The organism is Saccharothrix luteola (assembly GCF_020859565.1).
In the GTDB taxonomy this organism is placed as follows: Bacteria; Actinomycetota; Actinomycetes; order Mycobacteriales; family Pseudonocardiaceae; genus Actinosynnema; species Actinosynnema luteola.
The window spans coordinates 69,655-92,553 of record NZ_JAJHUO010000038.1 but is presented as its reverse complement, the minus strand read 5'-3'; the positions used below and the strand labels follow the sequence as shown (position 1 = coordinate 92,553).

Genomic DNA, 22,899 nt, shown 5'->3' with positions numbered 1-22,899 from the left:
CCGCTGCCGAGAGGAACGCGTGATGTCCCTGCAGGAGGTGCTGTCGGAACTCGACGGGTTCACCATCGAGGTGCCGAGCTGGGCGTACGGGAACTCCGGCACCAGGTTCAAGGTGTTCACCACACCGGGCACGCCGCGCGACCCGTTCGAGAAGATCGCCGACGCCGCGCGCGTGCACGCCCTGACGGGGCTCGCACCGCGGGTGTCGCTGCACATCCCGTGGGACCGGGTCGAGGACTTCGCGGCGCTGGCCGCCCACGCCGACGAGCACGGCGTGCGGATCGGCGCGATCAACTCGAACCTCTTCCAGGACGACGACTACCGGCTCGGCTCGCTGACGCACTCGGACCCGCGCGTGCGGGCCAAGGCCGTCGCGCACCACCTCGACTGCGTGGAGGTGATGGCGCAGACCGGCTCGGCCGACCTGAAGCTGTGGCTGCCCGACGGCACGAACTACCCGGGGCAGGACTCGCTGCGCGCCCGGCAGGACCGGCTGGCCGGCGCGTTGACGGAGATCTACGCCGCGCTGGGGCCCGACCAGCGGCTGCTGCTGGAGTACAAGTTCTTCGAGCCGTACTTCTACGCGATGGACATCCCCGACTGGGGCACGGCCCTGCTGCACTGCCAGGCGCTCGGCGAGCGCGCGCAGGTCGTGCTCGACACGGGCCACCACGCGCCGGGCACGAACATCGAGTTCATCGTCATGCAGCTGCTGCGGGCGGGCAGGCTCGGCGCGTTCGACTTCAACTCCCGCTTCTACGCCGACGACGACCTGATCGTGGGGTCGGCCGACCCGTTCCAGCTGTTCCGGATCATGGTCGAGATCGTCGCGGTCGGCGCGCACCGCCCTGAGTCGGGGGTGAACTTCATGCTCGACCAGTGCCACAACATCGAGGACAAGATCGCGGGCCAGGTCCGGTCGGTCCTCAACGTCGAGCAGGCGTTGGCCAAGGCGCTGCTCGTCGACACCGGGGCGCTGGCCGCCGCCCAGGACGCCGGTGACGTGATCGGCGCGCACGACGTGCTGATGGACGCCTTCCACACCGACGTGCGCGGCGTGCTGGCCGACCGCCGCGAGGCCAAGGGCCTCCCCCGCGACCCGATGGCCGCCTACCGCGCGTCCGGCTACGCCGTCGAGATCGCCGCCGCGCGCGTCGGCGGCACGCAGGCCGGCTGGGTCTGACCTCCCGACACCCTCGCCACCGCTCGCCCCACGAGGAGCTTCCCGCAGATGACCGACAATACGACCGCCGCGGCGCTGGTCGCCCGCTCGAACCGGCTGGGCGCCGATCCGCGCAACACCAACTACGCGGGCGGCAACACCTCCGCGAAGGGCAGCGACACCGACCCGGTCACCGGTGACCCGGTCGAGCTGCTGTGGGTGAAGGGCTCGGGCGGCGACCTGGGCACCCTCACCACCGCCGGCCTGGCGGTGCTGCGCCTGGACCGGCTGCGCGCGCTCGTGGACGTCTACCCGGGCGTGGACCGCGAGGACGAGATGGTCGCCGCGTTCGACTACTGCCTGCACGGCAAGGGCGGCGCGGCGCCGTCGATCGACACGGCCATGCACGGGCTGGTCGACGCGCCGCACGTGGACCACCTGCACCCCGACTCGGGCATCGCGCTGGCGACGGCGGCCGACGGGGAGGAGCTGACCGAGCGGTGCTTCGGCGACCGGGTGGCGTGGGTGGACTGGCGTCGGCCCGGTTTCCAGCTCGGCCTGGACATCGCGGCGATCAAGGCGGCGAACCCGCGGGCGATCGGGTGCGTGCTGGGCGGGCACGGGATCACCGCGTGGGGCGACACGTCCGAGGAGTGCGAGGCGCACTCGGCGGAGATCATCCGGACCGCGGAGGAGTTCCTGGCGAAGCACGGTTCGGCCGAGCCGTTCGGCGCGGTGGTGCCCGGCAACGAGCCGCTGCCCGAGGCCGAGCGGCGGGCCAAGGCGGCGGCGATCTTCCCCGCGGTCCGCGGCCTCGCGTCGACCGACCTGCCGCAGGTGGGGCACTTCACCGACGCCGACGTGGTGCTGGACTTCCTGTCCCGGGCGAAGCTCGCGCCGCTGGCCGAGTTGGGCACGTCGTGCCCGGACCACTTCCTGCGCACCAAGGTCAAGCCGCTGGTGGTCGACCTGCCCGCGAGCGCGACCGTCGAGGAGATCACCAAGCGGCTCAAGGAGCTGCACGCCGCGTACCGGGAGGACTACCGCGCCTACTACGAGCGGCACGCGACCCCGGACTCGCCGGCGATGCGCGGTGCGGACCCGGCGATCGTGCTGGTGCCCGGTGTCGGCATGTTCTCGTTCGGCCGCACGAAGCAGACCGCGCGGGTGGCGGGCGAGTTCTACGTCAACGCGATCAACGTGATGCGCGGCGCGGAATCCGTGTCGACTTATCGGCCGATCCCGGAGTCGGAGAAGTTCCGCATCGAGTACTGGGCCTTGGAGGAGGCCAAGCTGGCCCGGATGCCCAAGCCGAAGCCGCTGGCCACGCGGGTGGCGCTGGTGACCGGCGCGGGGTCGGGCATCGGCAAGGCCATCGCCGAGCGGTTGGCCGCCGAGGGCGCGTGCGTGGTCGTCTCGGACCTCGACGGGGACCGCGCGGCGGCGGTCGCCGAGGGCATCGGCGACGCGGACGTGGCGATCGGCGTGGCCGCGGACGTGTCGGACGAGGCGGCGGTGGAGCGGGCGTTCGCCGAGGCGGTGCTCGCGTTCGGCGGCGTCGACCTGGTCGTGAACAACGCCGGCCTGTCGATCTCCAAGCCGCTGCTCGAGACGACCGTGCGCGACTGGGACCTCCAGCACGACGTGATGGCGCGCGGGTCGTTCCTGGTGTCGCGGGCCGCCGCGAAGGTGATGATCGAGCAGGGCATGGGCGGCGACGTCGTCTACATCTCCAGCAAGAACGGCGTGTTCGCCGGGCCCAACAACGTCGCCTATGGCGCGACCAAGGCCGACCAGGCGCACCAGGTGCGGCTGCTGGCCGCCGAGCTGGGCCCGCACGGCATCCGGGTCAACGGCGTCAACCCCGACGGCGTGGTGCGCGGTTCGGGCATCTTCGCCGGTGGCTGGGGCGCGCAGCGGGCCGCCGTGTACGGGGTCAAGGAAGAGGATCTGGGCGCGTACTACGCCAAGCGCACGCTGCTGGGTCGCGAGGTGCTGCCCGAACACGTCGCCGCCGCCGTCTTCGCGCTCGCCGGCGGCGACCTGTCCCAGACCACCGGCCTGCACGTGCCCGTCGACTCCGGCGTCGCCGCCGCCTTCCTGCGCTGATGGGCGGGGGTGCGGTCCGGGTCGCGGCGGTCGACCTCGGCGCGTCGAGCGGACGCGTGATGGCCTTCGACATCGCGCCCGGTCGGGCGACGTTCGTCGAGGCGCACCGGTTCCCCAACGGGCCGGTGCGGCTCGGCGGCACGCTGCACTGGGACGTGCTGGGCCTGTACCGGGGCGTGCTCGACGGCCTGCGGGCGGCCGGACCCCGGCTGGACGCGGTCGGCATCGACTCGTGGGCGGTCGACTACGGCCTGCTCGACGCCACCGGCGCGTTGCTGGGCAACCCGGTCCACTACCGCGACCGGCGCACCGACGGCGTGCCCGAGGCCGTGCACGCCCGAGTGCCGGCGGCCGACCTGTACCGGGTCACCGGGCTGCAGGTGCTGCCGTTCAACACCGTCTACCAGTTGGCGGCGGCCCGCGGCACGCCGCAACTGGCCGCGGCGCGGCGGTTGCTGCTCATCCCCGACCTGCTCGCGCACTGGCTCACCGGCGCCGGCGTCACCGAGGTCACCAACGCCTCCACCACCGGCCTGCTCGACGCGCGGACGCGCACGTGGTCGGCGGAGCTGTCGGCGCGCCTGGACATCGCCGACGGGCTCCTCACGCCGCTGGTGGAGCCGGGGACCGAGGTCGGCACGCTGCACGAGCACGTCCTGGCGGAGACCGGCCTGACCGGGCCCGTCCCGGTGGTGGCCGTCGGATCGCACGACACCGCGTCGGCGGTCGTCGGCGTGCCGGCCGCGACGCGGAACTTCGCCTACGTGGCCACAGGGACGTGGTCGCTGGTCGGGGTCGAGCTGGACGCCCCGGTGCTCACGGAGGCCGGTCGGGCGGCGAACTTCTCCAACGAAGCGGGCGTGGACGGCACGGTCCGCTACCTGCGCAACGTGATGGGCCTGTGGTTGTTGCAGGAGTGCCTGCGCGAGTGGGGCGATCCGGACCTGGCGGGGTTGCTCGACGCAGCCGGCGCCGAGCCGGGGCCGGCCGCCGTGGTCGACGCGGGCGATCCGGCGTTCATCCCGCCGGGGAACATGCCCGCCCGCATCCGCGAAGCCTGTGCGCGGACGGGGCAGGCCCCGCCGTCGACACGAGCGGCGATCGTCCGGTGCGTGGTGGACAGCTTGGCGCTGGCGCACCGACGGGCGGTCCGCCAGGCCGCCGAGCTGTCGGGACGGCAGGTCGACGTGGTGCACGTCGTGGGCGGCGGTGCGCGCAACCGCCTGCTCTGCCAACTCACCGCGGATGCCTGTGGCTTGCCGGTCGTGGCCGGACCGGTCGAGGCCGCCGCCTACGGCAACGCGCTGGTCCAGGCCCGCGCGTTGGGCGTCGTCACCGGTGGCCTGCGGGACCTGCGGGACGTGGTGCGGTCCTCGGCCGGGTTGGTCCGGTACGAGGCGGGCGGCGACCCCCGGGCGTGGCGGGCCGCGGAGGAGCGCCTGGCCGGATCCTGACCGCCGGGGGTGGGGATCCCGTAGCCGATCGGCCCTTCCGCCGGCGGACGGCGCCCGGAACCGCGATGGTGGCGGGAAGCCGGTCCACCTCGGCACGGCTCGGTCGGAAGGGGTTCGGCATGCGTCGGGTGCCGCGCGGTATCGCCTCGGTGTTGGTCCTGGTGCTCGTCTCGGTGGGGCTGGCGGCGCCGGCCGAGGCGTCGGGGCACGTGGTGTCCATCCGCCACGCGCGGAGCTTGCCCCTGGGGACGGTGGTCACCGTCGGCGGCACGGCCACGACGCCCTCGGGCGCGTTCGAGTCCAGCTTCTTCGACCGGGGCTTCGCGATCCAGGACCGCGGCGCGGGGATCTACGTGAGCGTCCCGGTGGACCTGGGCGTCACGCCGCGCGACAAGGTGCGGGTGACCGGCACGCTGCGCGACAGCTACGGGTTGCTCGTCCTCGTGCCCGCCGACCCGGCCGCGGTCCGCGTGCACGGCAGGGGTCCTTCGGTCCGTCCGGCGCCGCTGGCCACGGGCGCGGTCGGGGAGACCACCGAAGGGCTGCTGGTGCGCGTGGCCGCCACGGTCACCCGGGCGCCGGAGTCGGACCTGCCGTACGGACACAAGTTCTTCGTGGACGACGGTTCCGGCGAGCTGACGATCTTCGTCAACACCCCGACCGGCATCGACCTCACCGGTCTCGTCGTGGGTCGGACGGTCCGCGTGACCGGTTTCAGCAGCCAGTTCGACACCCACTACGAGATCGACCCGCGATTCCCGGAGGACATCGCGGTGCGGTGACCGCGACCGGCCGGGTCGGGTCGTCCCCGAGCCCGGACCGGTCCGCCGGCGGCCGGATCACGCCACGGGACGGCCCATCCACCAGTTGCCCGGCGCGCCCGGGTCGGTGCTGGACCAGAACTCGACGCACGCGCGCGTGAACTCCTCGGCGGTGAGGTAGCCGTCGCCGTCCGAGTCGAGGTGCTCGAACGCCTCCGCGGCTTCGGCTTCGGTCAGGCCGGGGAAGTGCCCGCGCTGGAACACGAGGTACTCGGCCGGGCTCACCCGGCCGTCGACGTCGGTGTCGGCGATGGCCAGGAACGCCTCGGCGACCGCGCCGACGCTGGCCAGCGCGGCGTCCGGGTCGTCGGCGAGGGAGCCGGTGGAGGCGAGGAACTGCTCGCGCGAGATGGCCGTGCCGCCGCCCGGGATGTGCGGCAGGTGCAGGTCGTGCCAGATCCGCAGGTAGGCGTCGACGATGCGCTGCTCCTGCGGCGAGTCGGGCGCGTGCCCGAGGGCTTCCGCGGCCCTTCTGCCCATCAGGACGTGGTCCTGCTCGGTGAGCAGCCCGTCGCCGTCGACGTCCAGGTGGGTGAAGCCGTGGTTGATCTTCGCCTCGAGCATGTCGTTGACCGGCACGAAACCTCCGTACGGACGTGATCGGTTGACCGGGACGGCACACAGGATGGTGCCGTCGGGAGTGGCCGGGCAACGCCCGAAAGGGTCTCCGGGCGACTCGATCGGGTGGTGCGGCAACGACCTCTCAGCCTGCGGTCGCCGCGGCGCGCAGCCCGGCCGCCGAGCGCACGAGCGAGGCGATCGCCGGTGAGCGGCTCCCCGCCGGCCAGGCGATCACCGTGGTGACGTCCGGCGCGTCCACGACGGGCACGGCGACGTGGTCGGGCCACTGCCAGGCACGGCTGGAGGCGGGGATGACGAGCAGCGCCTTGCCGAGCGCCACGAGCTGGGCGAGCTGCGACTGGGTGCGCACCTCCGGTCCGGGACCGTCCGGGTAGGACCCGTCGAGCCGGGGCCAACGCGCGATCGGCAGGTCCGGCACGTCGCGGACCTCCGCCAGCGTGAGCGAATCGCGTGCCGCGAGCGGGTGCCCGGCGGGCAGGAGCGCGATCTGGCCCTCGACGTGGAGGTCCTCGGTGTCGAACCCGACGAGGTCGTCGAACGGGCGGTGCATGAGGGCCACGTCGGCGCTCCCGTCGCGCAGCAGCCCGGCCTGCTCGCCGACCTCGCACAGGAGGACGTCGACCGGCGCCGCACCGGGTTCGCGGGCGACCGCGTCGAGGAGCCGTTGCAGCAGCTCGTGGGACGCCCCGGCCTTCGTCACCAGCACCAGCGGCCGCTTCGGATCGCCTGCTCGCCGCGTCCGGCGCGCGGCGGCCGCGACCGCGTCGAGAGCCGCCCGGGACTCGCGGAGCATCACCCTGCCCGCGTCGGTGAGCGCCGCTCCACGACGGTCCCGGTCGAGGAGCCGGACGCCGAGCCGCTGCTCCAGCCGGCGGATCGCGCGCGACAGCGGCGGCTGCGCGATCCCGAGCCGATCGGCGGCACGGCCGAAGTGCAGTTCCTCGGCGACGGCGACGAAGTACCTGAGTTCGCGGGTCTCGAGGTCGGGCACGGGTGAAGCCTACCCGCGTGATACCCGGCGAGTATCAGCGCGTACCGGATCGATCTTGGACACGGGCGGGTGACGCGCCGAGCATGGGACGGGTGAACGACACGAAGATCGCGCTGGTCACCGGCGCGAACAAGGGAATCGGTCTCGCCATCGCGCTGGCCCTCGGGGCGATCGGCTTCACGGTCGCGGTGGGCGCGCGTGACGGGACCAGGCGCGAGGAGGCCGTCGAGCGGCTGCGTGCCGCGGGCGTCGACGCTTTCGGGGTCGCCCTCGAGGTCACCTCCGACGACAGCGTCGCGGCGGCGGCGGCGACCATCGAGCGCACGGCGGGACGACTCGACGTGCTCGTCAACAACGCGGGCATCTCCGGCCGACTCGACGGTGGCGCGCAGGACCCCACGACGCTCGACCTGGACGTCCTGCGCGCCGTCCTCGACACGAACGTGTTCGGCGTGGTCCGGGTGACGAACGCGATGCTCCCACTGCTGCACCGCGCGGGCTCGCCCCGCATCGTCAACATGTCGAGCAACATGGGCTCGCTCACGCTGCGAACCGGCCCGGTCATGGCCGCGTACGCGCCGTCGAAGTCGATGCTCAACAGCGTCACGGCCCAGTACGCCCGCCGGCTCGCCGACACGAACGTCATCGTGAACGCCGCCTGCCCCGGCTACGTCGCGACCGACTTCACCGGCTTCAGCGGAACGCGGACGCCCGAGCAGGGCGCCGCGATCGCGATCCGGCTCGCCACCCTGCCGGACAACGGTCCGCGCGGCGGCTTCTTCGACGACGAGGGCGCCATCCCCTGGTGATCAGGTCGCCCGGGGCTTCGTCAGTTCCGGTCGCTGATCGCGTCCACGACGGTGCGCACCAGCTCGACGTCCGCCGGCCGCAGCGCGGTGACCTCGCCGGCGTAGGACGCGTTCATGATCACGACCTGGTCGCCGACGTTGACCCGGGCGTCCAGCGCGTTGGCCTCGGTCACCATCACCCGGACGCCGTCGGCGAGGTCGGCGTGGGTGATCTGGTCCGGCGGGACGGCCGCCTTCGCCGCCCGCCCCGCGTCGGCGAGCAGGCTGACTTCGAGCTTCCCGCCGCCGCCGCTGAAGTGGCAGGTCATGCCGCCGCCCTCGGACACCACCGACCGGGCCATCACCAGCTTGGCGCCGACGACCTCGGCGGCGGGCTCCAGATCGACGTCCGCGCACCGGCCCTCCGGCGCCCCGTCGGGGATCGTCACCTCGTCGGGCAACCGTTCGAGGGCTGTCACGAGGATCACCGCGGCGGCGGCCCCGTCGGCCTTGGGCATCGCGCCGCGACCGTCCGTGTAGGTGTAGAACAGGTGCAGTCCCCTGTTCCCCGAGAGCGTCCGAACCTCGATGTAGTGGGTCGAGGTGCCGTTCGCCTTGTAGGCGACCGCTTCGGCGCGGTCGCCCAGCTTCGGGATCGCCTGCACGTTGCGGAAGTTCTTCGCGAACGGCGCGAAGAACCGCTCGGCATCCGTGTCGGCCACCGTGCCGATCTCCAGGCCGAGCATGCCCGGCACGTTCTCCGGGAAGTACGCGCACCCGGCACGACGACTGCCGTCGGACTGGGTCATCGCCGAACGGCCGGTGACGTGCACGGCGTTCACGCCGATCGCCTTGGCGACCTCGGCCGGTTCGACCAGTCCGCACTCGTCGAACCCGCTCTTCCGGTCCTTCCCGGCATCGGTCGACGCCGCACCGGACCGCGACTCGGGAACCGCCGCACCCGTGACCGCTTGACTGCAGCCCGTCACGATGAACAGCACCGCGACCCCCACCGCGGCACGCAGGCGAATCCCCGGCTTCATGCCCACCCCTCGGTTGGATGTGAAATGGCGGCGCCCCGCCCGCTGCCCCTCAACAGCGAGTACGCGCGCCGCCACCGTTGCCGATCAGGCTAGGCGGAACGCGGGGCCCGTGATGTCAGGTGAACGCCTGACACCTCGCCGGCCGCCGGACGACGAACCCGACCGCATCGAGAACCCGCCGGCGTCCCGGGCCCGTCGTACGGGTAGGGGGACGGAAGGAGCACGATGCAGGCGGCGTTGGAACGGGAGTACGTGGAGTACGTGCGGGCCGGCCTCGACCGGCTCCGCCGGTCCGCGTACCGGCTGTGCGGCGACGCGCACCACGGTGACGATCTCGTCCAACAGGCGATCACGAAGCTCTACGTCAACTGGCGGCGAGCGCGTGCTGCCGACAACACCGACGCCTACGTGCAGCGGATCCTGGTCCGCGTGTACCTGGACGAGCGCCGGTTGCGCTGGTCGGGCGTGTCGTTGTTCGCCTCCGCGCCCGAGGTCGCCGTCGAGCCGGACCACCGGGCCGACGACCGGGCCACCCTGCGTGCCGCGCTCGGCCGGCTGCCACGCCGGCTGTCCGTGGTGCTGGTGCTGCGGTTCCTGTTCGACATGTCGGTCGAGGACGTCGCCGGAGCGCTCGGCTGCAGCCCCGGCACGGTCAAGAGCCAGACCGCGCGCGGGCTGGCGACCATGCGGCGGCTGCTCGACGAGCGCCCGCTGCCCATCACCGCGAAGGAGGCCTGATCGTGGACCGACTGCTGGACCCGCTGCGCGACGAGGACCCGTTGCCACCGTCCGAGGTGGACATCGACCGGGCGATCCGGGTGGGACGCCGGCGGGTGCGGACGCGGTGGGTCGGCACAGGGGTGCTCGTGGCCGCGGTGGCGTTCCTGGTGCCCGTCCTCGGGCTGCCGGGCGGCGCGGGCTCGTCCGTCGATCCCGCCACGTCGTCGCAACGCGCGGCGGAACCCCGCGACTTCGACCCGATGCGGAGGGTGGTCACGGTCGCCGACGTGCCGGGGATCGTCACCGATTCCTATACCACCGCACGGCGCTGGCAGCGGATCAGCGTGCGCAACGCCGGGTGGACAGGGCTGGGGTCGGTCACGGTGCACGCCCCGGGCAGGCAGGCCGCGGACCCCGGGGGTGACGTGCTGCGGCCGGAGGCCGGCGCCCCGACCGAACCCGTCGACGGCCGGCCCGCCTACTGGGTCGACAGGCCGTCCGGTGACCTGCTCGCCTGGCAGTGGACCGACGGCGCCTGGGCGTTCGTCAGCTACCAGGACGTCAGGACCGAGGACGAGGCGGACCGCGACACCGCGCGCCGCATCGCGCTGGCCGTGCGGGTCGGCGCCGGCGAGCCGGTGACCATGCCGTTCACCGTCCCGCGCCCCGCGCCGTACCAGTTGGTCGGCACCACCGCGGACCTGCGCCCGCCCGGCGACCCGTTCGTGCGCACCGGGCTCCTCTTCGCCGCCGAGGACCCCGCCGACGCGGGTCAGTGCGTCGACTGCGTCGCGGTCGCCGTCGAGAACGGCGACCGGATGGCCTTGGGGAACGGGGTGAACCGGACCGTGGACGGTCACCCGGCGATGGTCGACGGGCGCAAGGTCACCATCTACGGGGTCGCCGCCGGGTTCGCGGTCGACGTCTGGGGCGGAGCCGCCGACGACGCCGCCTCGCTCGCCGTCGCCCGGAGCGTGCGGCTGGTGCCGACACCGGACGACAGGTCGACCTGGACGGCGCGACCACTCGGCTGACGACCGTGCCGTCGCGGCTGCGCGTCGACCGCCACCGCGGAGCAAATCGAGGTGGACGTGATCGATCACCGTGCGACAATCCGCGCGTGGACAGAGGGAACAACGTCCCGGGCGCGCACTTCCTGCTCTCGTTGATCGACCCGGACGACGCCGCGACCGTGCGGCGACGGCTCGGGATCGACGAGCCCGAGGCGAATCCCGCGCGGTGGTGGGCGTGGTGGCTCCAGCGGCTCCAGGCGCCGACGTCGGTGCTGCTGTGGATGCTGGAGCGGGACGACCCCGCCACGAATGCGCTGGCGTACCACCACCCGGACGCGACCGACGCGATCAGGCGCGACATCATCCGCGGCGTCCCGTTCGGCACGGCGAGCGGACCGCTGCCGGTCGTGCGGACGTGCGACACGCCCGGCTGCTCCCACGGCGCACCGCCGCTCGTCGTCGGCCCGGCCGGGCTCGTCGGCGAGCTGCGGCAGGCCCGGTCCATGGCCGCGGCACGGGTGGCGGCCGATGCGGTGGGCAGGGCCGACTGGCCCGAGATCGTCGACGCGGACCGCGTCGAGCCGCTGCCGGGGTACGCGCGCTGGGCGCTGTCGATCCGCGTCGACTGCCCGCCGGAGGTGCGTGCGCAGTTCGGGTCGCACCCGAAGTTCGCCCACCGGCTGAGGCGGGCGGGCATCGTCGGCGACCCGCGCGAGTACGTCGAGCGCTGGACGCCCGCGCGGTCCGTGCTCGACGTGCTCCAGGTCGGCACGGCCCTGTTCCCCGAACGCGCCCGTGAGGCCACGGACCTCCTGACGCCACTCGTCCGGCGTGAGCTGGGCGCGAACCCGGAGGCGTGGGCGGTGCTGGCCCAGGTGATGCCGACATTCACCGGCACGGCCCCGGAACTGGTGCGCACGTGCGGCGCGGTCGCCTTGGTCTAGGTGACGGGCGGCTGGATTCGAACCAGCGTGATCTGCCTTGGCAAGGCGGTGCGTCTGCCCCTGCGCTACGACCCGTCGCGTCGATCGTAGGTGACCAGCGGACAAGTGGGCGGAGGAGGAGTCATCAGCAGGCACAGCGTGAAGCGGCACGTCGTCGACCTGACGGACCGGCAGGCGCTGGTCTCCTGGCGACCGGCCGAGCCGTCGGTCGTCGCCGAGGCCGAGCGGCTCAAGGAGGCCGCGCTGCTGGACTTCGGCCTGACCGAGTCCGCGGTGGCGTCCTGGCTGTTCTCCAAGTGCCGCCACCAGCTCGCGACCACGGCGATCGACACGGCGGCGGTCGTCGCCTCCGGTGACGGCACGTGCCTGCTGCTGTTCAACCCCGACTTCTTCGTCGGCATCGGACTGGACGGCGTCAAGTTCGTGCTGTTCCACGAGGCGCGCCACCTGGTGCACCGGCACCTGTTCGCCGAACCGGAACTGCGCGAGGACCCGGTGTTCGCGATCGCCGCCGAGGTCGCGATCAACCACGTGGCCATGGTCCGGCTGCGCCGCGCCGCGCTCCCCCGGCTCGACGGGCGGCCGACCGGCGTCGACCCGAGGGAGGTCCACGCCGACTACGTCACCGACCTGACCGGCCAAGGCCTCGAACCACTGCCCTACGACGACTTCCTGGACACCGACCTGGCCGTCTACCGCGAGCTGAAGCGGATGCGCAACCCGCCGGTGCCCGCGCCCCTGTGCGTGCACCTCGTCCCGGGTCACGTCCCGGCCGACCAGCAGACCGTCGACGCGATCGCGTCCTCGGTCCTGCTCAACTCCCTGCTCGCCGCACGCCGGGGGCACGGGAGCGCCGAGGCCGAGCTGCTCGACCTGATGGACCGCACCGCGAGCGCGTCCGAGCGGGCCGCCCGGATCTGGGGCTCGCTCGGCGCGGGCGCGTTGCGCGGCACGACCGCGCGGACCGGCGTCGTCGACTGGTGGCAGCGGTGGCTGGTCGACGTGCTCGCGTCCAAGCTCCGCCAGGGCGAACGGCTCGTGTACCCGAGGAAGCGGGGCGCGGTGCTGGCCGCGCTCGGGCACGACCCCGTGCTGTCGCGGCGTGGCCCCGAGCGCGACAAGGTGCTGGTGATCGCCTACGACACGTCCGGCTCGATGCCGGACGGCGTGGTCGAGTGGATGACCGACCTGGTCGGCCGCATCGAGGGCGTCGAGGCGCACTGGCTGTCGTTCGACGCCGTGGTGATGCCGTTCGAACCCGGTCAGGCGGTGCTCGGTGGCGGCGGCACGAGCTTCCAGGCCGTCGTGGACTACGTCGAGGGCCGCACCGCGCTCGACGGCGTGCCGTTCGAGGAGCGGGCCGACGCGGTCGTCGTCCTGACCGACGGTCACGCACCGCACGTGACACCGGCCGAGCCCGACAAGTGGATCTGGCTGATCACGCCGGGCGGCGACGACTGGCCGGACGCCCACGACCCACCGATGGCCTGCCACCGCGTGCGGCCAGTGACCCGGACGGCAGGCCGATGAACGACACCAAGAGCAGACCGTGGCGGCCCAACGCGACCTACCCCGTGCCGCCCGAGGGCTGGACCGGCGGGTCGCGGTTGTCCGCGTTCATCGACGCGATGATCGACATCGGGCAGACCGGGCAGGTGTTCGGCGCGCACGGCATCGGCAAGACGGCCACGTTCTTCTCGCACGTCGCCGAGGCGTACCCGGACACCGAGCTGGTGTTCGTGCCCGCGGCCAACCTCACGCCCGACGACCTGCTGATCAACGCGCCGGTGCGCGACGCCGACACCGGTGAGCTCGTGCTGCGGCAGTTGGTGATGAGCCAGCTCAAGCCGGGCAAGCGGTTCGTGCTGCTGATCGACGACTCGTTGCAGGCCGGTGAGACGATCCAGTCGCAGCTGATGCAGATCGCCTGCGACTGGACGCTCGGCGAGCACGACCTGCGTGCCCTCGGCTGCGTCGGGGTGTTCCTCAGCGACAACGAGTCCCTCGCCGAGACCTCCACCCGCCGCGGCGACCTGGCGATCCTCGACCGGATGGTCACCGCCCGCGTCACCGCGAACGACACCGCGTGGCGCACCACGCTCGCGGCGAAGTACCGGGACTGGGACCTGCGCGGGGTGTTCGGCGTCTGGAACTCGCTCGACCCGGCGACGCGCGAGCTGCTGTCGCCGCGCACCGTCGACCACGTGCTCGCGAACGCCCGCGAGGGCTTCCCGCTGCGCTGGGGGTTGCCGCTGGTCAACGGCGAGCGGTTGCGGCTGGTGGAGCGGCGCGCGGACGGTCGGCGCGGACGGGACCGCGACCGCACCGCGGAGGTCCTCGACCGGATCGCCGCCGCGCTCGGGGTGCCCAACCCGGCCACGGTGCCGGACCCCGTGCGGCGGGTGCTGCGGGCGGCGGTGCGCAACCGGTGGAGCGTGCTGCTGCAAGGGCCGCCCGGCTGCGGCAAGACCCAGCTGGTGCGCCAGACGATCCGCGAGGAACTGGGCCGGGAGCCGCTGTACTTCTCGCTGCCGGTGACCAACGTCGAGGACCTGTGCGCGCCGATCCCGACCGCCGACGGCACGTTGGAGAACCTGATGGCCAGGCAGTTCACCGGTGGTGAGCCGAAGGCGATCGTGTGGGACGAGTACAACCGGCCCAAGGACAAGGCCGCGTTCGCCAAGCTGATGGAGATCACTCAGGAGTGGTCGCTGGCCGGCCGCCGGATCGAGAACCTCCGCGCGCAGGTGGCGATCCAGAACCCGCCGTACCACCTCGGCCGCAAACTCCTGGTGTCGCGCAACAACATCGCGCAGGCCACCAGGTTCACCGCGTCGCTCACCGTCGAGCCGGAGGACATCCCCGCCAACGAGTGGCTGATCGGCACTTACGGAGGTGTCGCCGAGACCGTGCTGGAGTGGTGGAAGCACGACATCGACGACGACGGCCGGGCGTGGATCACGAAGCGCACCATCGAGCGGCTGGTGAAGCTGCACGAGCGCGGCCTGCCGCTGGAGATGGCCACGATCTACCTAGGTGAGGGCGAGTACGCGCCCGTCCCGCTCACCGCGCTGGTCGACCGGCTGGCGCGGCGCGCGGTCACCGGGCTCGGCGAGCTGGCGCGGCAGGTCGACGCGTGGGAGGCCAGGTTGCGGCGGTCGCGCGAGGAGTCCGGCGAGGGCACGAACGACAGCGACGTGGTCCACCAGGTGCTCGCCAACGCCGAGCTGTCGCAGCTGCGCCGGTACCGCAAGGTGGTGGTCCGGCTGGTCGCGCTGCTACCGCCGAAGCTGCGGGCGACGTACCTGGTGGGTGTCGCCGAGGACCGGCAGCGGTTCTGGGTGGAGACGTTCGCCCGGATGGCGCGTCAGGGCTGACCGGGTGGTGGCCGGTCGGGCGGTGGCCGGCGGTGCACGCTGCGCACGGCGGACACGTCGGCGTGCGGCGCGGGTTGGTCCGGGATGTCCGCGCTCAACGCGTCCAACCTGCGCCGGACGCTCGTGGCGATGCCCTTGCCGAGCGCGAAACGCGTCGGCGTGACGGCCCGCAGCGCACCGTCGAGCAGCCGGTGCGCCTCGCCGCTGCGCAGCCCCGTGTCGCTCAGGACCAGGTGCCGCAACCCGTGCGGCCGTGCCGAGAGCGCCTCGGCGATCGTGGTCGTCGCGGTCCCGTCCAGCCGGTTGTCCCGCGCGCCGAGGACTCCCGCCGCCTTCACCCGGCCGAGGTCGCACACCTCGACGCCCGCCGCCACGGCCGCGACCACGAGCCGGGTGGCGGCGGCCGGTCCGATGCCGTTGCTGGCGACCGAGAGCCGCCGCAGCCGCCCACCCGGCACGAGCGCGTCCGCGATGGTCTCCGCGCCCCGGTCGCCGAGCCGCGCGGCGGACACGTACAGCTCGCTGACCACGTCGGCGCGCAGGAGGACGACGAGGTGCGCCGCACCCTCCGCGCCGAGCGGGTTGCCGCCGACGTAGAGGCGTTCGACCCGACGCCCGGCCGCGGCGGCGGTGACCAGCGCGTCCACCAGGACGGCGAGGCCCGGCGCGTCCAGCCCGGTCTGGACCAGGTCGAGGGTGCGCAGCGAACGGGCGGCCTCGACGATCCCCGCCGCGGCCTCGCCCGCGCCGCCGTCGAGCGGGTTGCGCTTGAGCCAGATCCCGGTGACCCGGGCCGCCTGCGGCGACGCGCGCAGGTTGTCCGCGATGTCGCAGGCGCCACCGGCGGTGATCCCGTTGCAGCCCAGGTACAGCGTCTCCACTTCCCGTTCGACGGCCCGACCCGCCACCTCGGCCGCACCCTCGTCGCCGAGCTCGTCGGTGCCCAGCAGCAGGTGCCGGACCACGCCGGGGCGCAGCGCGTCCGCGACCAGCCTGGCCCCGGTCGGCCCGAGCGCCTGCTTGCACAGGTCGAGGCGACCGTCCGGGAGGGCGGTCCCGGACGGGAAGTCCAGCCGCCGGTCGGTCGTGCCGCCGGTGCGCAGCCACGACAGCAGCGGTTCGAGGTCGCCGGTCGGGCGCGGACGCATCGGGCTCACCAGTCCACCTCGCGGTAGTCCTTGAGGAGGACGCCGGCGACCGGCGCGCCCGCTTCACCCCGCACGATCGGGTCGTAGACGCGCGCCGAGCCGTCGACGACGTCGAGCGGCGTGCGGAAACCTCGTTCGGCGAGCCGGGCCTTCTTCGGCGCCGGGTTCTCGTCGGTGATCCACCCGGTGTCCACCGCGCACATGTACACGCCCCGCCGGGCCAGGTCGGGGCCGCTGGTGCGGGTCAGCATGTTGAGCGCGGCCTTGGCCATGTTGGTGTGCGGGTGCCGGGCGGTCTTGTTCCGGACCGCGAACCGGCCCTCGACGGCCGAGACGTTGACGACGTAGCGACGCGGGAAGTCTGAGGCCAGCAGCAGCGGCAGCAGGCGGTCGCACAGCAGGGTCGGCGCGAGCGCGTTGACCAGCTGCGTTTCCAGCACCTCGGTCGGGTCCAGCTCGCCGATGTGCTGCGACCAGGAGTTGACCGGCGCGGTGTCGGGCAGCAACCCTGCCTCGTCCACCTCCACCCCTCCCGCCGCCGGTACGAGGGCGAGCGCCTGGCGGGTGTCGCCCAGCGCGGGCATCGGGCGGAACCCCGGCGCGAGGCGGACGTTCGCGGGCAGCACGCCGGTCTCGCCGCCGACCAGGGCCGCGTACGACTCGGGTGGTCGGCGCACGGTCTGGGCCGCGTTGTTGACCAGGATGTCGAGCGGTCTGCCCTCGGCGCGCAGCGACTCGCACAGGCCGAGCACCTGGCGCGGGTCGCACAGGTCGATGCCGACGACCGACAGCCGGTCCAGCCACGCCTCGCTGCCCGGCGCCGCCCGGAAGCGCCGCACCGCGTCGTGCGGGAAGCGCGTGGTCACGATCAGTTCCGCGCCGTCGCGCAGCATCATCAGCGCGAGGTGGAAGCCGATCTTCACCCGGCCGCCGGTGAGCAGCGCGCGGCGTCCCACCAGGTCCGCGCGCGCTGCCCGGCGCTCGGCGTTCTCCGCCGCGCAGGTCGGGCACAGCCGGTGGTAGAACGCGTCGGCCAGCCGGTACCCCGCCTTGCAGACGTAGCAGCGGCGGGGCCGGGCGAGCGGACGTGCCGGCGCGGCCGGCTCCACGTGCAGCGGGGCGTCGTCGCGCCGGTCGTGGCCGCCGGTGGCGGTGGTGGCGTCGACCGCCGCGTCGGCCGCCGCGCGCTCGGCGGCACGCACCTTCCTCCGCCGCTGCTTGCCGTCCCGGACGAACGACTCCGCGACCCGCTCCGCGCGCAGCCGCACCGGATCGTCGGCGGGCAGGGCGCGCAGCCTGGCGACGGCAGCGTGGAACGCCGCCTGCCCGTGCTCGTCCATCCCGCCCGTCTTCCCTGGTCGTTGTGGTCCCGGCAGGATTCGAACCTGCGTGTCCGCCTTGCGGAGACGGCGCGTCTGCCTCTGCGCTACGGGACCGGACAGCCTGCCCAGGCGGCCGGATTCGAACCGGCGTGACCCGCACTGCCAGTGCGGAGCGCCTGCCTCTGCGCTACGACCTGGGCATTGGGCGGCATCCTATCTCCGAGCCACACCGAGGTCGCCAGGCGGACCGAAGGCGATCGGGTGGACGGAGGTCAGGCGTCGAACCGCACCTTGGCCCACACGGTCGTGTGCCCCGCCGCCGAGACGACACCCCACTGCTCGACCAGGCCGTCGACGATCAGCAGCCCGGCTCCGAGGGGCCACGGCGCGGTGTGCCGGGGCGCGTGGTCGCGGACGCGGACCGTCAGGGTGTCGGTCCACGCGTCCGTCGTCAGTTCCAGCACGTAGGGCGGCTCGCCGTGGCATCGGGCGTTGTCCAGCAACTCGCCGACGACCACACCCACCCGCAGGACGTCCTGGCCGGGCCGACCGCCGACGCGGTCCCGCAACCACGACGCGACCTCGGGTGCCGATGGGGAGTCGTGGTCGTCCATGACCAGGACGACGGTGTCGTGGCCGCGTGCCGGGTCACGGGGTTGGCGCTCGAAGGACACGTTCCAGCATCCCGTGAACCGGCCGCGGCGAACCTGACGATCGCCTTGCGGTCGCCGGCGGCTTCACCCCGCGCAGGCACGGGTGGGGCCGATCGGGTCGTCCACCGCGAAGAATGGTCGACTCGCGTGGGTACCGCCCCCGCGAGTCGCCACACCATCATGCCCCGAACAGCGCCCGTCGGACCTGACGAACACCTGACGATCCCCCTCTCGGCCCAACGTGCGAGACGATGGACCGTTCAGGTGGTCAACCGACGACCCACCGCTGGACGGCGAGGCCGTTGCACGTCCACTGCTGCACCGGCGAACCCGCCGCCGTGCCCCAGTCCTTGTTGTCCAGGCACAGCCCGCTGTGCCGGTTGACCAGCGTGGTCGTGCCGTTGGTCGTGGTCAGCCGCCACTGCTGGACGGCGAGGCCGTTGCACGTCCACTGCTGCACCGGCGAGCCCGCCGCGGTGCCCCAGTCCTTGTTGTCCAGGCAGAGCCCGCTGTGGCCGTTGGCCACGGTGTAGTAGCCGTTGCCGACCGGAGTGAGGTACCAGTCCTGCACGGCGAGGTTGTTGCACGTCCACTGCCGCACCTCGGCGCCCGGTGTGGTGACGAGGTTGTAGTCGTCCAGGCAGAGGGTGCTGTGCTCGTTGCGGATCCGCACGCGCGGGCCGCCGCCGGTCTCACCGGACGGTCCCGGGAGCACGGTGGAGGTGGACACGGGTACGCCGAGGTTGGGCGTGCCGTCGGCGTTCCACGAGATCTTCTGCACCCGCGTGGTGCGCGTCTTGCCGCAGCCCTGGGACGCCGAGTCGTTGGCGTGGTAGGCGATCCAGGTCTCGGTGCCGTCCGGCGAGGTGAAGAACGAGTGGTGGCCGGGGCCGTAGACGCCGGCGGCGTCGTTGCGCTGGAAGATCGGGTTCGCGAACTTCGTCCAGGAGCTCTGCGCCAACGGGTCGCCACCGCGGTACTCCAGCATGCCCAGCTTGTAGTCGGCGGTGCCGCAGAAGCTCGCGGAGTAGGTCAGGAACGTCCGGCCGCCGCGCTGCAGGGCGAACGACCCCTCGTTGACCGGTTGCCCCTGCCGCTCCCACGCCAGGGTGGGCGCGGAGATGCGGGTGCCGTGGGTCGAGACCGTGGTCGGGCTGCTCATCGGCGCGATGTAGATCGACTGGAGCCCGTCGGCGTGGAAGGCCGAGTAGTGGAAGTACAGGGCTCCGTTCAGCTTGAGCACCGCACCGTCGATCGCCCAACCGTTGTTCGGCATCAGGTTGAGCACGCCACGATAGGTGTACGGGCCCGCCGGGTCGTTCGCGGCGCTCTCCAGCACGTGCGTGCGGCGCGACCCGTACCCGGACCGGGGTTCCACCGAGTAGTAGAGGTACCAGCGGGTGCCGATCTGCTCCAGGTGCGGGGCCCACATCGTGCAGCAGCCCTCGTTCTGGGTCGCGGTGAAGATCCGCGTCTCCGGCGCACTGCGCAGTCCGGCGATCGTGGACGACCGCCGCATCAGGATGTCGGACGTCCACGTCGTGGCGACGTAGTAGTACTGGCCGTTGTGCTGCACCAGCGTCGGGTCGGCGCTGTTGGGCGCGGGCACGACCGGGTTGGTGAACGACGGGCCGGGCGCGGCGTCGGCGCGGTCCTGGCTCACCAGGACCACGGACAGCGCGGCGACGAGGGCGACGACGAGCGACAGGGCTCGCGGGCCCGCACCACGCCGATGGGCAAGCATCATGGGAACTCCTGGGTGGGGAGCGGGGTGGGGTCGGACGCGCGACCAGCCGGTCGCTTCCGCCGGTCGGTCAGCGACCAGGCCTGTTAGCGTTAACATTCCCGCGCGGACGACAGCCCTTCGCGAAGAGGGTTCGTGACATGGCCGAGAACAGGCGAAGAGGGCCAGGGCTCCGCCACTAAGCCCTTCGACCAGAGAGGCCTACCGGGTGGAGGCCCCACCCGAAGAACACTGCCCGCGCATCGGTTTGTGCCGCAGAATCACGCTTCGCCTCCTTGCGAGCAAGATCCGACCACGCTCACGCCGGATGCCGGGCCCACACGATCGGGAGCGTTCGCAGCACCGTAGCGCAACGTTTTCGTCGCGAGCAAGACCCGATCGCCGCGCCTGGGCCGCGTTCGGTTAACGCTCACAACCGTCACCGCCGAGCCGATGGCGGCCTAGCCGAGCCGTAGGTCACGCCGGTCCGACCACCGTTAAACCGCTTTCATCGACCACTCCGGCGCGGCCAGGTGCCCATAGTCGCTGTTGCCGAACGAACCTCGCCCGACGACCGCATGTTGACAGCCGCTCCGACGGCCTGGTTCGCTACGTGCGAGGTAACCGTTTTCACGCGGTTACCGGTACGCAGCGCGCTCGCCGCCGGATCGACGCACGCCGCCACAACCCAACTGTCCGATCGTCAGGGTGCGCGCCACCCCGGCACGTCAAGGGACCATCATGAGACGACCGACAAAGACGTCCGCAGTCGTTGCCGTGACCGCAGTCCTGTCCGGTATCGCGGTGGCGGTGGTGTCCGCGCCCGCCGTGCACGCCGCGACCACCCGGTACGAGGCCGAGGCCTCCCCCGCCACCTGTGACGGCGCCGTCGCCTCGAACCACTCCGGCTACTCCGGCTCCGGGTTCTGCGACTCCACCGGCGCGGTCGGCGCGTCGGCGCGGTTCACGGTCGACGCGACCACCGCCGGCGCCGCGACCCTCGCCATCCGGTACGCGAACGGCTCCGCCAACCGGCCGGCGGACATCAGCGTCAACGGCGCGGTGGTGCAGGCCGGCTCCGCGTTCGACGGCACCGGCGCGTGGAACACCTGGGCGACCAAGACGCTCACCGTCCCGGTGACCGCGGGCGCCAACACCGTGCAGCTCGCCGCCACCACCACCGGCGGGCTGGCCAACATCGACTACCTCGACCTCACCACCACCGACGGCGGCTCCGACGGGGCCAGGCGGATGGAGAGCCTCGGCCGGGGCGTGGTGGCGGTGCGCTCCAGCAGCACCGAAGTCCTGGTCAGCTGGCGGCTGCTGGGGCTCGACCCGAGCGGGATCGGCTTCAACGTCTACCGGTCGACCGACGGCGGCGCCGAGGTCAAGCTCAACTCCTCCGTGCTGACCGGCGGCACCAACTTCACCGACGCCACGGCCAACGCCACCCGCGCCAACAGCTACCGGGTGCGCCCGGTGGTCAACGGCGTGGAGCAGGCGCCCAGCGGCGCATTCGCCCTGGCCGCGAACCGCGCGGTCGAGCCGGTGGTCCGGGTGCCGCTGCGCGCCGGCGGCGCGGTGAAGTTCCTCTGGGTCGGAGACCTGGACGGCGACGGCGAGTACGACTACGTGCTCGACCGGCAGACCTCGCCGCAGAAGATCGAGGCCTACCGCCGTGACGGCCGGTTCCTCTGGCAGGTCGACATGGGCCCCAACAGCACCAACCAGAACAACATCGAGGGCGGCTCGGCCACCATCGACGTCGGCCACAACGACGGCGTCACCGTCCAGGACCTCGACAGCGACGGCCGCGCCGAGGTCGCCGTGCGCATCGCCAACGGCGTCACCTTCGGCAACGGCGTCCGGTTCACCGACAGCAACGACAACCGCCAGCACATCGCCATCCTCGACGGCATGACCGGCGCGCCCCGCGCCACCGCGCCGGTGCCCACCGACTACCTGGCCGACGGCCCGATGTACGCCCGCTTCGGCGTCGGCTACCTCGACGGCGTCAACCCCAGCCTGGTGGCGTTCATGAAGAACCGGATCGGCAGCGGTGACTTCAACCTGATGTTCGCCGCCTGGCGGTTCACCGGCAACGCGCTGACCATGCAGTGGAAGTTCCTGCGCGGCAACCAGAACCTGCCCGACGGCCACAACACCCGCATCATCGACGTCGACGGTGACGGCCGCGACGAGATCGCCGAGATCGGGTTCGTGCTCAACGGCGACGGCCGCCTCCGCTACTCCCTCGGCCCGGCTGGCGTCGTGCACGGCGACCGCTTCCACATCGCCGACCTGGACCCCGCCCGTCCGGGGCTGGAGGGCTACGGCGTGCAGCAGGTCAACCCCAGCGGCCTGCGCGACTACTACTACGACGCCGCCAACGGCAACATCATCTGGCGCCACACCGAGCCCGGCACCGCCGACGTGGGCCGCGGCATGGCCGGCGACATCGACCCCCGTCACCCCGGCATGGAGGTCTGGGCGTTCTCCGGTCTCTACAACGCGGCGACCAACCGGCTCACCCAGTCGAGCACGTCACTGCAGCCGTGGCCGCAGCTCGGCCTGTACTGGGACGGCGACACCACCATGGAACTGCTCAACGACGGCAAGTTCGAGAAGTGGAACCCGACCAGCCCCACCACCACCAACAGCGTGCCGCGACTGCTCACGACCTCGCAGTACGGGGCGGTCGACGCGGCCCAGGGCAACTCGCCGGTCATCTACGGCGACATCCTCGGCGACTGGCGCGAAGAGGTCCTCTACACCAACGCCGCGTTCAACGAACTGATCATCTTCACCACCAACCGACCGAGCAGCACCAGGCTCTACACCCTCGCCCACAACCCGGCCTACCGCAACGCCATGACCCTCAAGGGTTACATGCAGTCCCACCACGTCGACTACTTCCTCGGCGCGAACATGGCCGCACCGCCCCGCCCGAACATCACCTACCCGTCGAGGTAGGCGCGTCCGGCACCGCCGCGTGACGTGAACCGCGGAGCCGCCCGCCGTCCCACCGGCGGCGGGCGGCTCCTCCTCG

The 22,899-nt window shown here is 72.6% G+C and carries 18 protein-coding genes and 3 tRNA genes; 11 read left to right on the top strand and 10 right to left on the bottom strand.

Annotated features, from left to right (window positions below; translation table 11 throughout):
* Positions 1–22 precede the first annotated feature (22 nt).
* The 4 genes from rhaI to LNK82_RS39970 all read left to right on the top strand — a co-directional run bounded on the left by rhaI (position 23) and on the right by LNK82_RS39970 (position 5,507).
* Positions 23–1,183 (top strand): L-rhamnose isomerase, encoded by a 1,161-nt coding sequence (gene rhaI, locus LNK82_RS39985; protein WP_230572073.1) that lies wholly within the window; start codon positions 23–25, stop codon positions 1,181–1,183.
* Between the two features lie 48 nt (positions 1,184–1,231).
* Complete coding sequence (locus tag LNK82_RS39980; protein WP_230572072.1) at positions 1,232–3,271, top strand: bifunctional aldolase/short-chain dehydrogenase; 2,040 nt, start codon at positions 1,232–1,234, stop codon at positions 3,269–3,271.
* Positions 3,271–4,725: a rhamnulokinase gene (locus tag LNK82_RS39975; protein ID WP_230572071.1), complete on the top strand. Its 1,455-nt coding sequence runs from the start codon at positions 3,271–3,273 to the stop codon at positions 4,723–4,725. Before LNK82_RS39980 ends, LNK82_RS39975 begins: the two co-directional genes overlap by 1 nt.
* Positions 4,726–4,844: 119 nt before the next feature.
* A complete protein-coding gene (locus LNK82_RS39970; protein WP_230572070.1) occupies positions 4,845–5,507 on the top strand; it encodes a single stranded DNA-binding domain-containing protein in 663 nt (220 codons plus the stop codon).
* A 57-nt stretch (positions 5,508–5,564) separates the two neighbouring features.
* On the opposite strand, the gene LNK82_RS39965 is transcribed toward LNK82_RS39970, so the two are convergent.
* Complete coding sequence (locus tag LNK82_RS39965; RefSeq protein ID WP_230572069.1) at positions 5,565–6,125, bottom strand: EF-hand domain-containing protein; 561 nt, start codon at positions 6,123–6,125, stop codon at positions 5,565–5,567.
* A gap of 124 nt (positions 6,126–6,249) precedes the next feature.
* The gene (locus LNK82_RS39960) at positions 6,250–7,119 is read right to left on the bottom strand and encodes a LysR family transcriptional regulator (RefSeq protein ID WP_230572068.1); all 870 of its coding nucleotides are present in this window, start codon (positions 7,117–7,119) and stop codon (positions 6,250–6,252) included.
* Positions 7,120–7,202: 83 nt separating this feature from the next.
* On the opposite strand from LNK82_RS39960, the gene LNK82_RS39955 reads away from it, so the two are divergent.
* Positions 7,203–7,928, top strand: coding sequence for an SDR family oxidoreductase (locus LNK82_RS39955; protein ID WP_230572067.1), 726 nt, complete (start codon positions 7,203–7,205; stop codon positions 7,926–7,928).
* Between the two features lie 20 nt (positions 7,929–7,948).
* On the opposite strand, the gene LNK82_RS39950 is transcribed toward LNK82_RS39955, so the two are convergent.
* Positions 7,949–8,950: a hypothetical protein gene (locus tag LNK82_RS39950; protein WP_230572066.1), complete on the bottom strand. Its 1,002-nt coding sequence runs from the start codon at positions 8,948–8,950 to the stop codon at positions 7,949–7,951.
* Between the two features lie 225 nt (positions 8,951–9,175).
* On the opposite strand from LNK82_RS39950, the gene LNK82_RS39945 reads away from it, so the two are divergent.
* The 3 genes from LNK82_RS39945 to LNK82_RS39935 all read left to right on the top strand — a co-directional run bounded on the left by LNK82_RS39945 (position 9,176) and on the right by LNK82_RS39935 (position 11,627).
* Positions 9,176–9,688, top strand: a complete 513-nt coding sequence (locus LNK82_RS39945; protein ID WP_230572065.1) for a SigE family RNA polymerase sigma factor — start codon at positions 9,176–9,178, stop codon at positions 9,686–9,688.
* Between the two features lie 2 nt (positions 9,689–9,690).
* Entirely contained in the window at positions 9,691–10,704 is a 1,014-nt protein-coding gene (locus tag LNK82_RS39940; RefSeq protein ID WP_230572064.1) for a hypothetical protein, read from the top strand.
* Positions 10,705–10,790: 86 nt separating this feature from the next.
* Positions 10,791–11,627: a hypothetical protein gene (locus LNK82_RS39935; protein ID WP_230572063.1), complete on the top strand. Its 837-nt coding sequence runs from the start codon at positions 10,791–10,793 to the stop codon at positions 11,625–11,627.
* Position 11,628: 1 nt separating this feature from the next.
* Here the strand turns inward: LNK82_RS39935 and LNK82_RS39930 are convergent.
* A tRNA-Gly gene (locus LNK82_RS39930) sits at positions 11,629–11,704 on the bottom strand.
* A 61-nt stretch (positions 11,705–11,765) separates the two neighbouring features.
* Here LNK82_RS39930 and LNK82_RS39925 point away from each other — a divergent pair.
* Together LNK82_RS39925 and LNK82_RS39920 are read left to right on the top strand one after the other, a co-directional pair.
* Positions 11,766–13,157 (top strand): vWA domain-containing protein, encoded by a 1,392-nt coding sequence (locus LNK82_RS39925; RefSeq protein ID WP_230572062.1) that lies wholly within the window; start codon positions 11,766–11,768, stop codon positions 13,155–13,157.
* Entirely contained in the window at positions 13,154–15,004 is a 1,851-nt protein-coding gene (locus tag LNK82_RS39920; RefSeq protein WP_230572061.1) for an AAA family ATPase, read from the top strand. Before LNK82_RS39925 ends, LNK82_RS39920 begins: the two co-directional genes overlap by 4 nt.
* Here LNK82_RS39920 and LNK82_RS39915 read toward each other — a convergent pair.
* From LNK82_RS39915 to LNK82_RS39890, 6 genes are all read right to left on the bottom strand, one after another.
* Positions 14,995–16,152, bottom strand: a complete 1,158-nt coding sequence (locus LNK82_RS39915) for a leucine-rich repeat domain-containing protein (protein ID WP_230572077.1) — start codon at positions 16,150–16,152, stop codon at positions 14,995–14,997. The two genes, LNK82_RS39920 and LNK82_RS39915, sit on opposite strands and share 10 nt — an antisense overlap.
* A gap of 5 nt (positions 16,153–16,157) precedes the next feature.
* Complete coding sequence (locus LNK82_RS39910) at positions 16,158–17,492, bottom strand: SDR family NAD(P)-dependent oxidoreductase (protein ID WP_230572060.1); 1,335 nt, start codon at positions 17,490–17,492, stop codon at positions 16,158–16,160.
* Positions 17,493–17,516: 24 nt separating this feature from the next.
* Positions 17,517–17,588, bottom strand: a tRNA-Ala gene (locus tag LNK82_RS39905).
* A gap of 10 nt (positions 17,589–17,598) precedes the next feature.
* Positions 17,599–17,672, bottom strand: a tRNA-Ala gene (locus tag LNK82_RS39900).
* A gap of 74 nt (positions 17,673–17,746) precedes the next feature.
* Positions 17,747–18,148, bottom strand: a complete 402-nt coding sequence (locus LNK82_RS39895; RefSeq protein WP_230572059.1) for an ATP-binding protein — start codon at positions 18,146–18,148, stop codon at positions 17,747–17,749.
* Positions 18,149–18,395: 247 nt separating this feature from the next.
* The gene (locus LNK82_RS39890) at positions 18,396–19,874 is read right to left on the bottom strand and encodes a glycoside hydrolase family 43 protein (protein WP_230572058.1); all 1,479 of its coding nucleotides are present in this window, start codon (positions 19,872–19,874) and stop codon (positions 18,396–18,398) included.
* A gap of 753 nt (positions 19,875–20,627) precedes the next feature.
* Between LNK82_RS39890 and LNK82_RS39885 the strand changes: the two genes are divergently transcribed.
* Positions 20,628–22,823, top strand: coding sequence for a rhamnogalacturonan lyase family protein (locus LNK82_RS39885; protein ID WP_230572057.1), 2,196 nt, complete (start codon positions 20,628–20,630; stop codon positions 22,821–22,823).
* The last annotated feature ends 76 nt before the right edge of the window (positions 22,824–22,899 follow it).

Bases quoted from the DNA above. Each gene is read 5' to 3' on its own strand.
- LNK82_RS39910 (WP_230572060.1), bottom strand. From the start codon at position 17,492: ATGGACGAGCACGGGCAGGCGGCGTTCCACGCTGCCGTCGCCAGGCTG.
- LNK82_RS39970 (WP_230572070.1), top strand. From the start codon at position 4,845: ATGCGTCGGGTGCCGCGCGGTATCGCCTCGGTGTTGGTCCTGGTGCTC.
- LNK82_RS39915 (WP_230572077.1), bottom strand. From the start codon at position 16,152: ATGCGTCCGCGCCCGACCGGCGACCTCGAACCGCTGCTGTCGTGGCTG.
- LNK82_RS39955 (WP_230572067.1), top strand. From the start codon at position 7,203: ATGGGACGGGTGAACGACACGAAGATCGCGCTGGTCACCGGCGCGAAC.
- LNK82_RS39920 (WP_230572061.1), top strand. From the start codon at position 13,154: ATGAACGACACCAAGAGCAGACCGTGGCGGCCCAACGCGACCTACCCC.
- LNK82_RS39945 (WP_230572065.1), top strand. From the start codon at position 9,176: ATGCAGGCGGCGTTGGAACGGGAGTACGTGGAGTACGTGCGGGCCGGC.
- LNK82_RS39980 (WP_230572072.1), top strand. From the start codon at position 1,232: ATGACCGACAATACGACCGCCGCGGCGCTGGTCGCCCGCTCGAACCGG.
- LNK82_RS39975 (WP_230572071.1), top strand. From the start codon at position 3,271: ATGGGCGGGGGTGCGGTCCGGGTCGCGGCGGTCGACCTCGGCGCGTCG.
- LNK82_RS39890 (WP_230572058.1), bottom strand. From the start codon at position 19,874: ATGATGCTTGCCCATCGGCGTGGTGCGGGCCCGCGAGCCCTGTCGCTC.
- LNK82_RS39950 (WP_230572066.1), bottom strand. From the start codon at position 8,950: ATGAAGCCGGGGATTCGCCTGCGTGCCGCGGTGGGGGTCGCGGTGCTG.
- rhaI (WP_230572073.1), top strand. From the start codon at position 23: ATGTCCCTGCAGGAGGTGCTGTCGGAACTCGACGGGTTCACCATCGAG.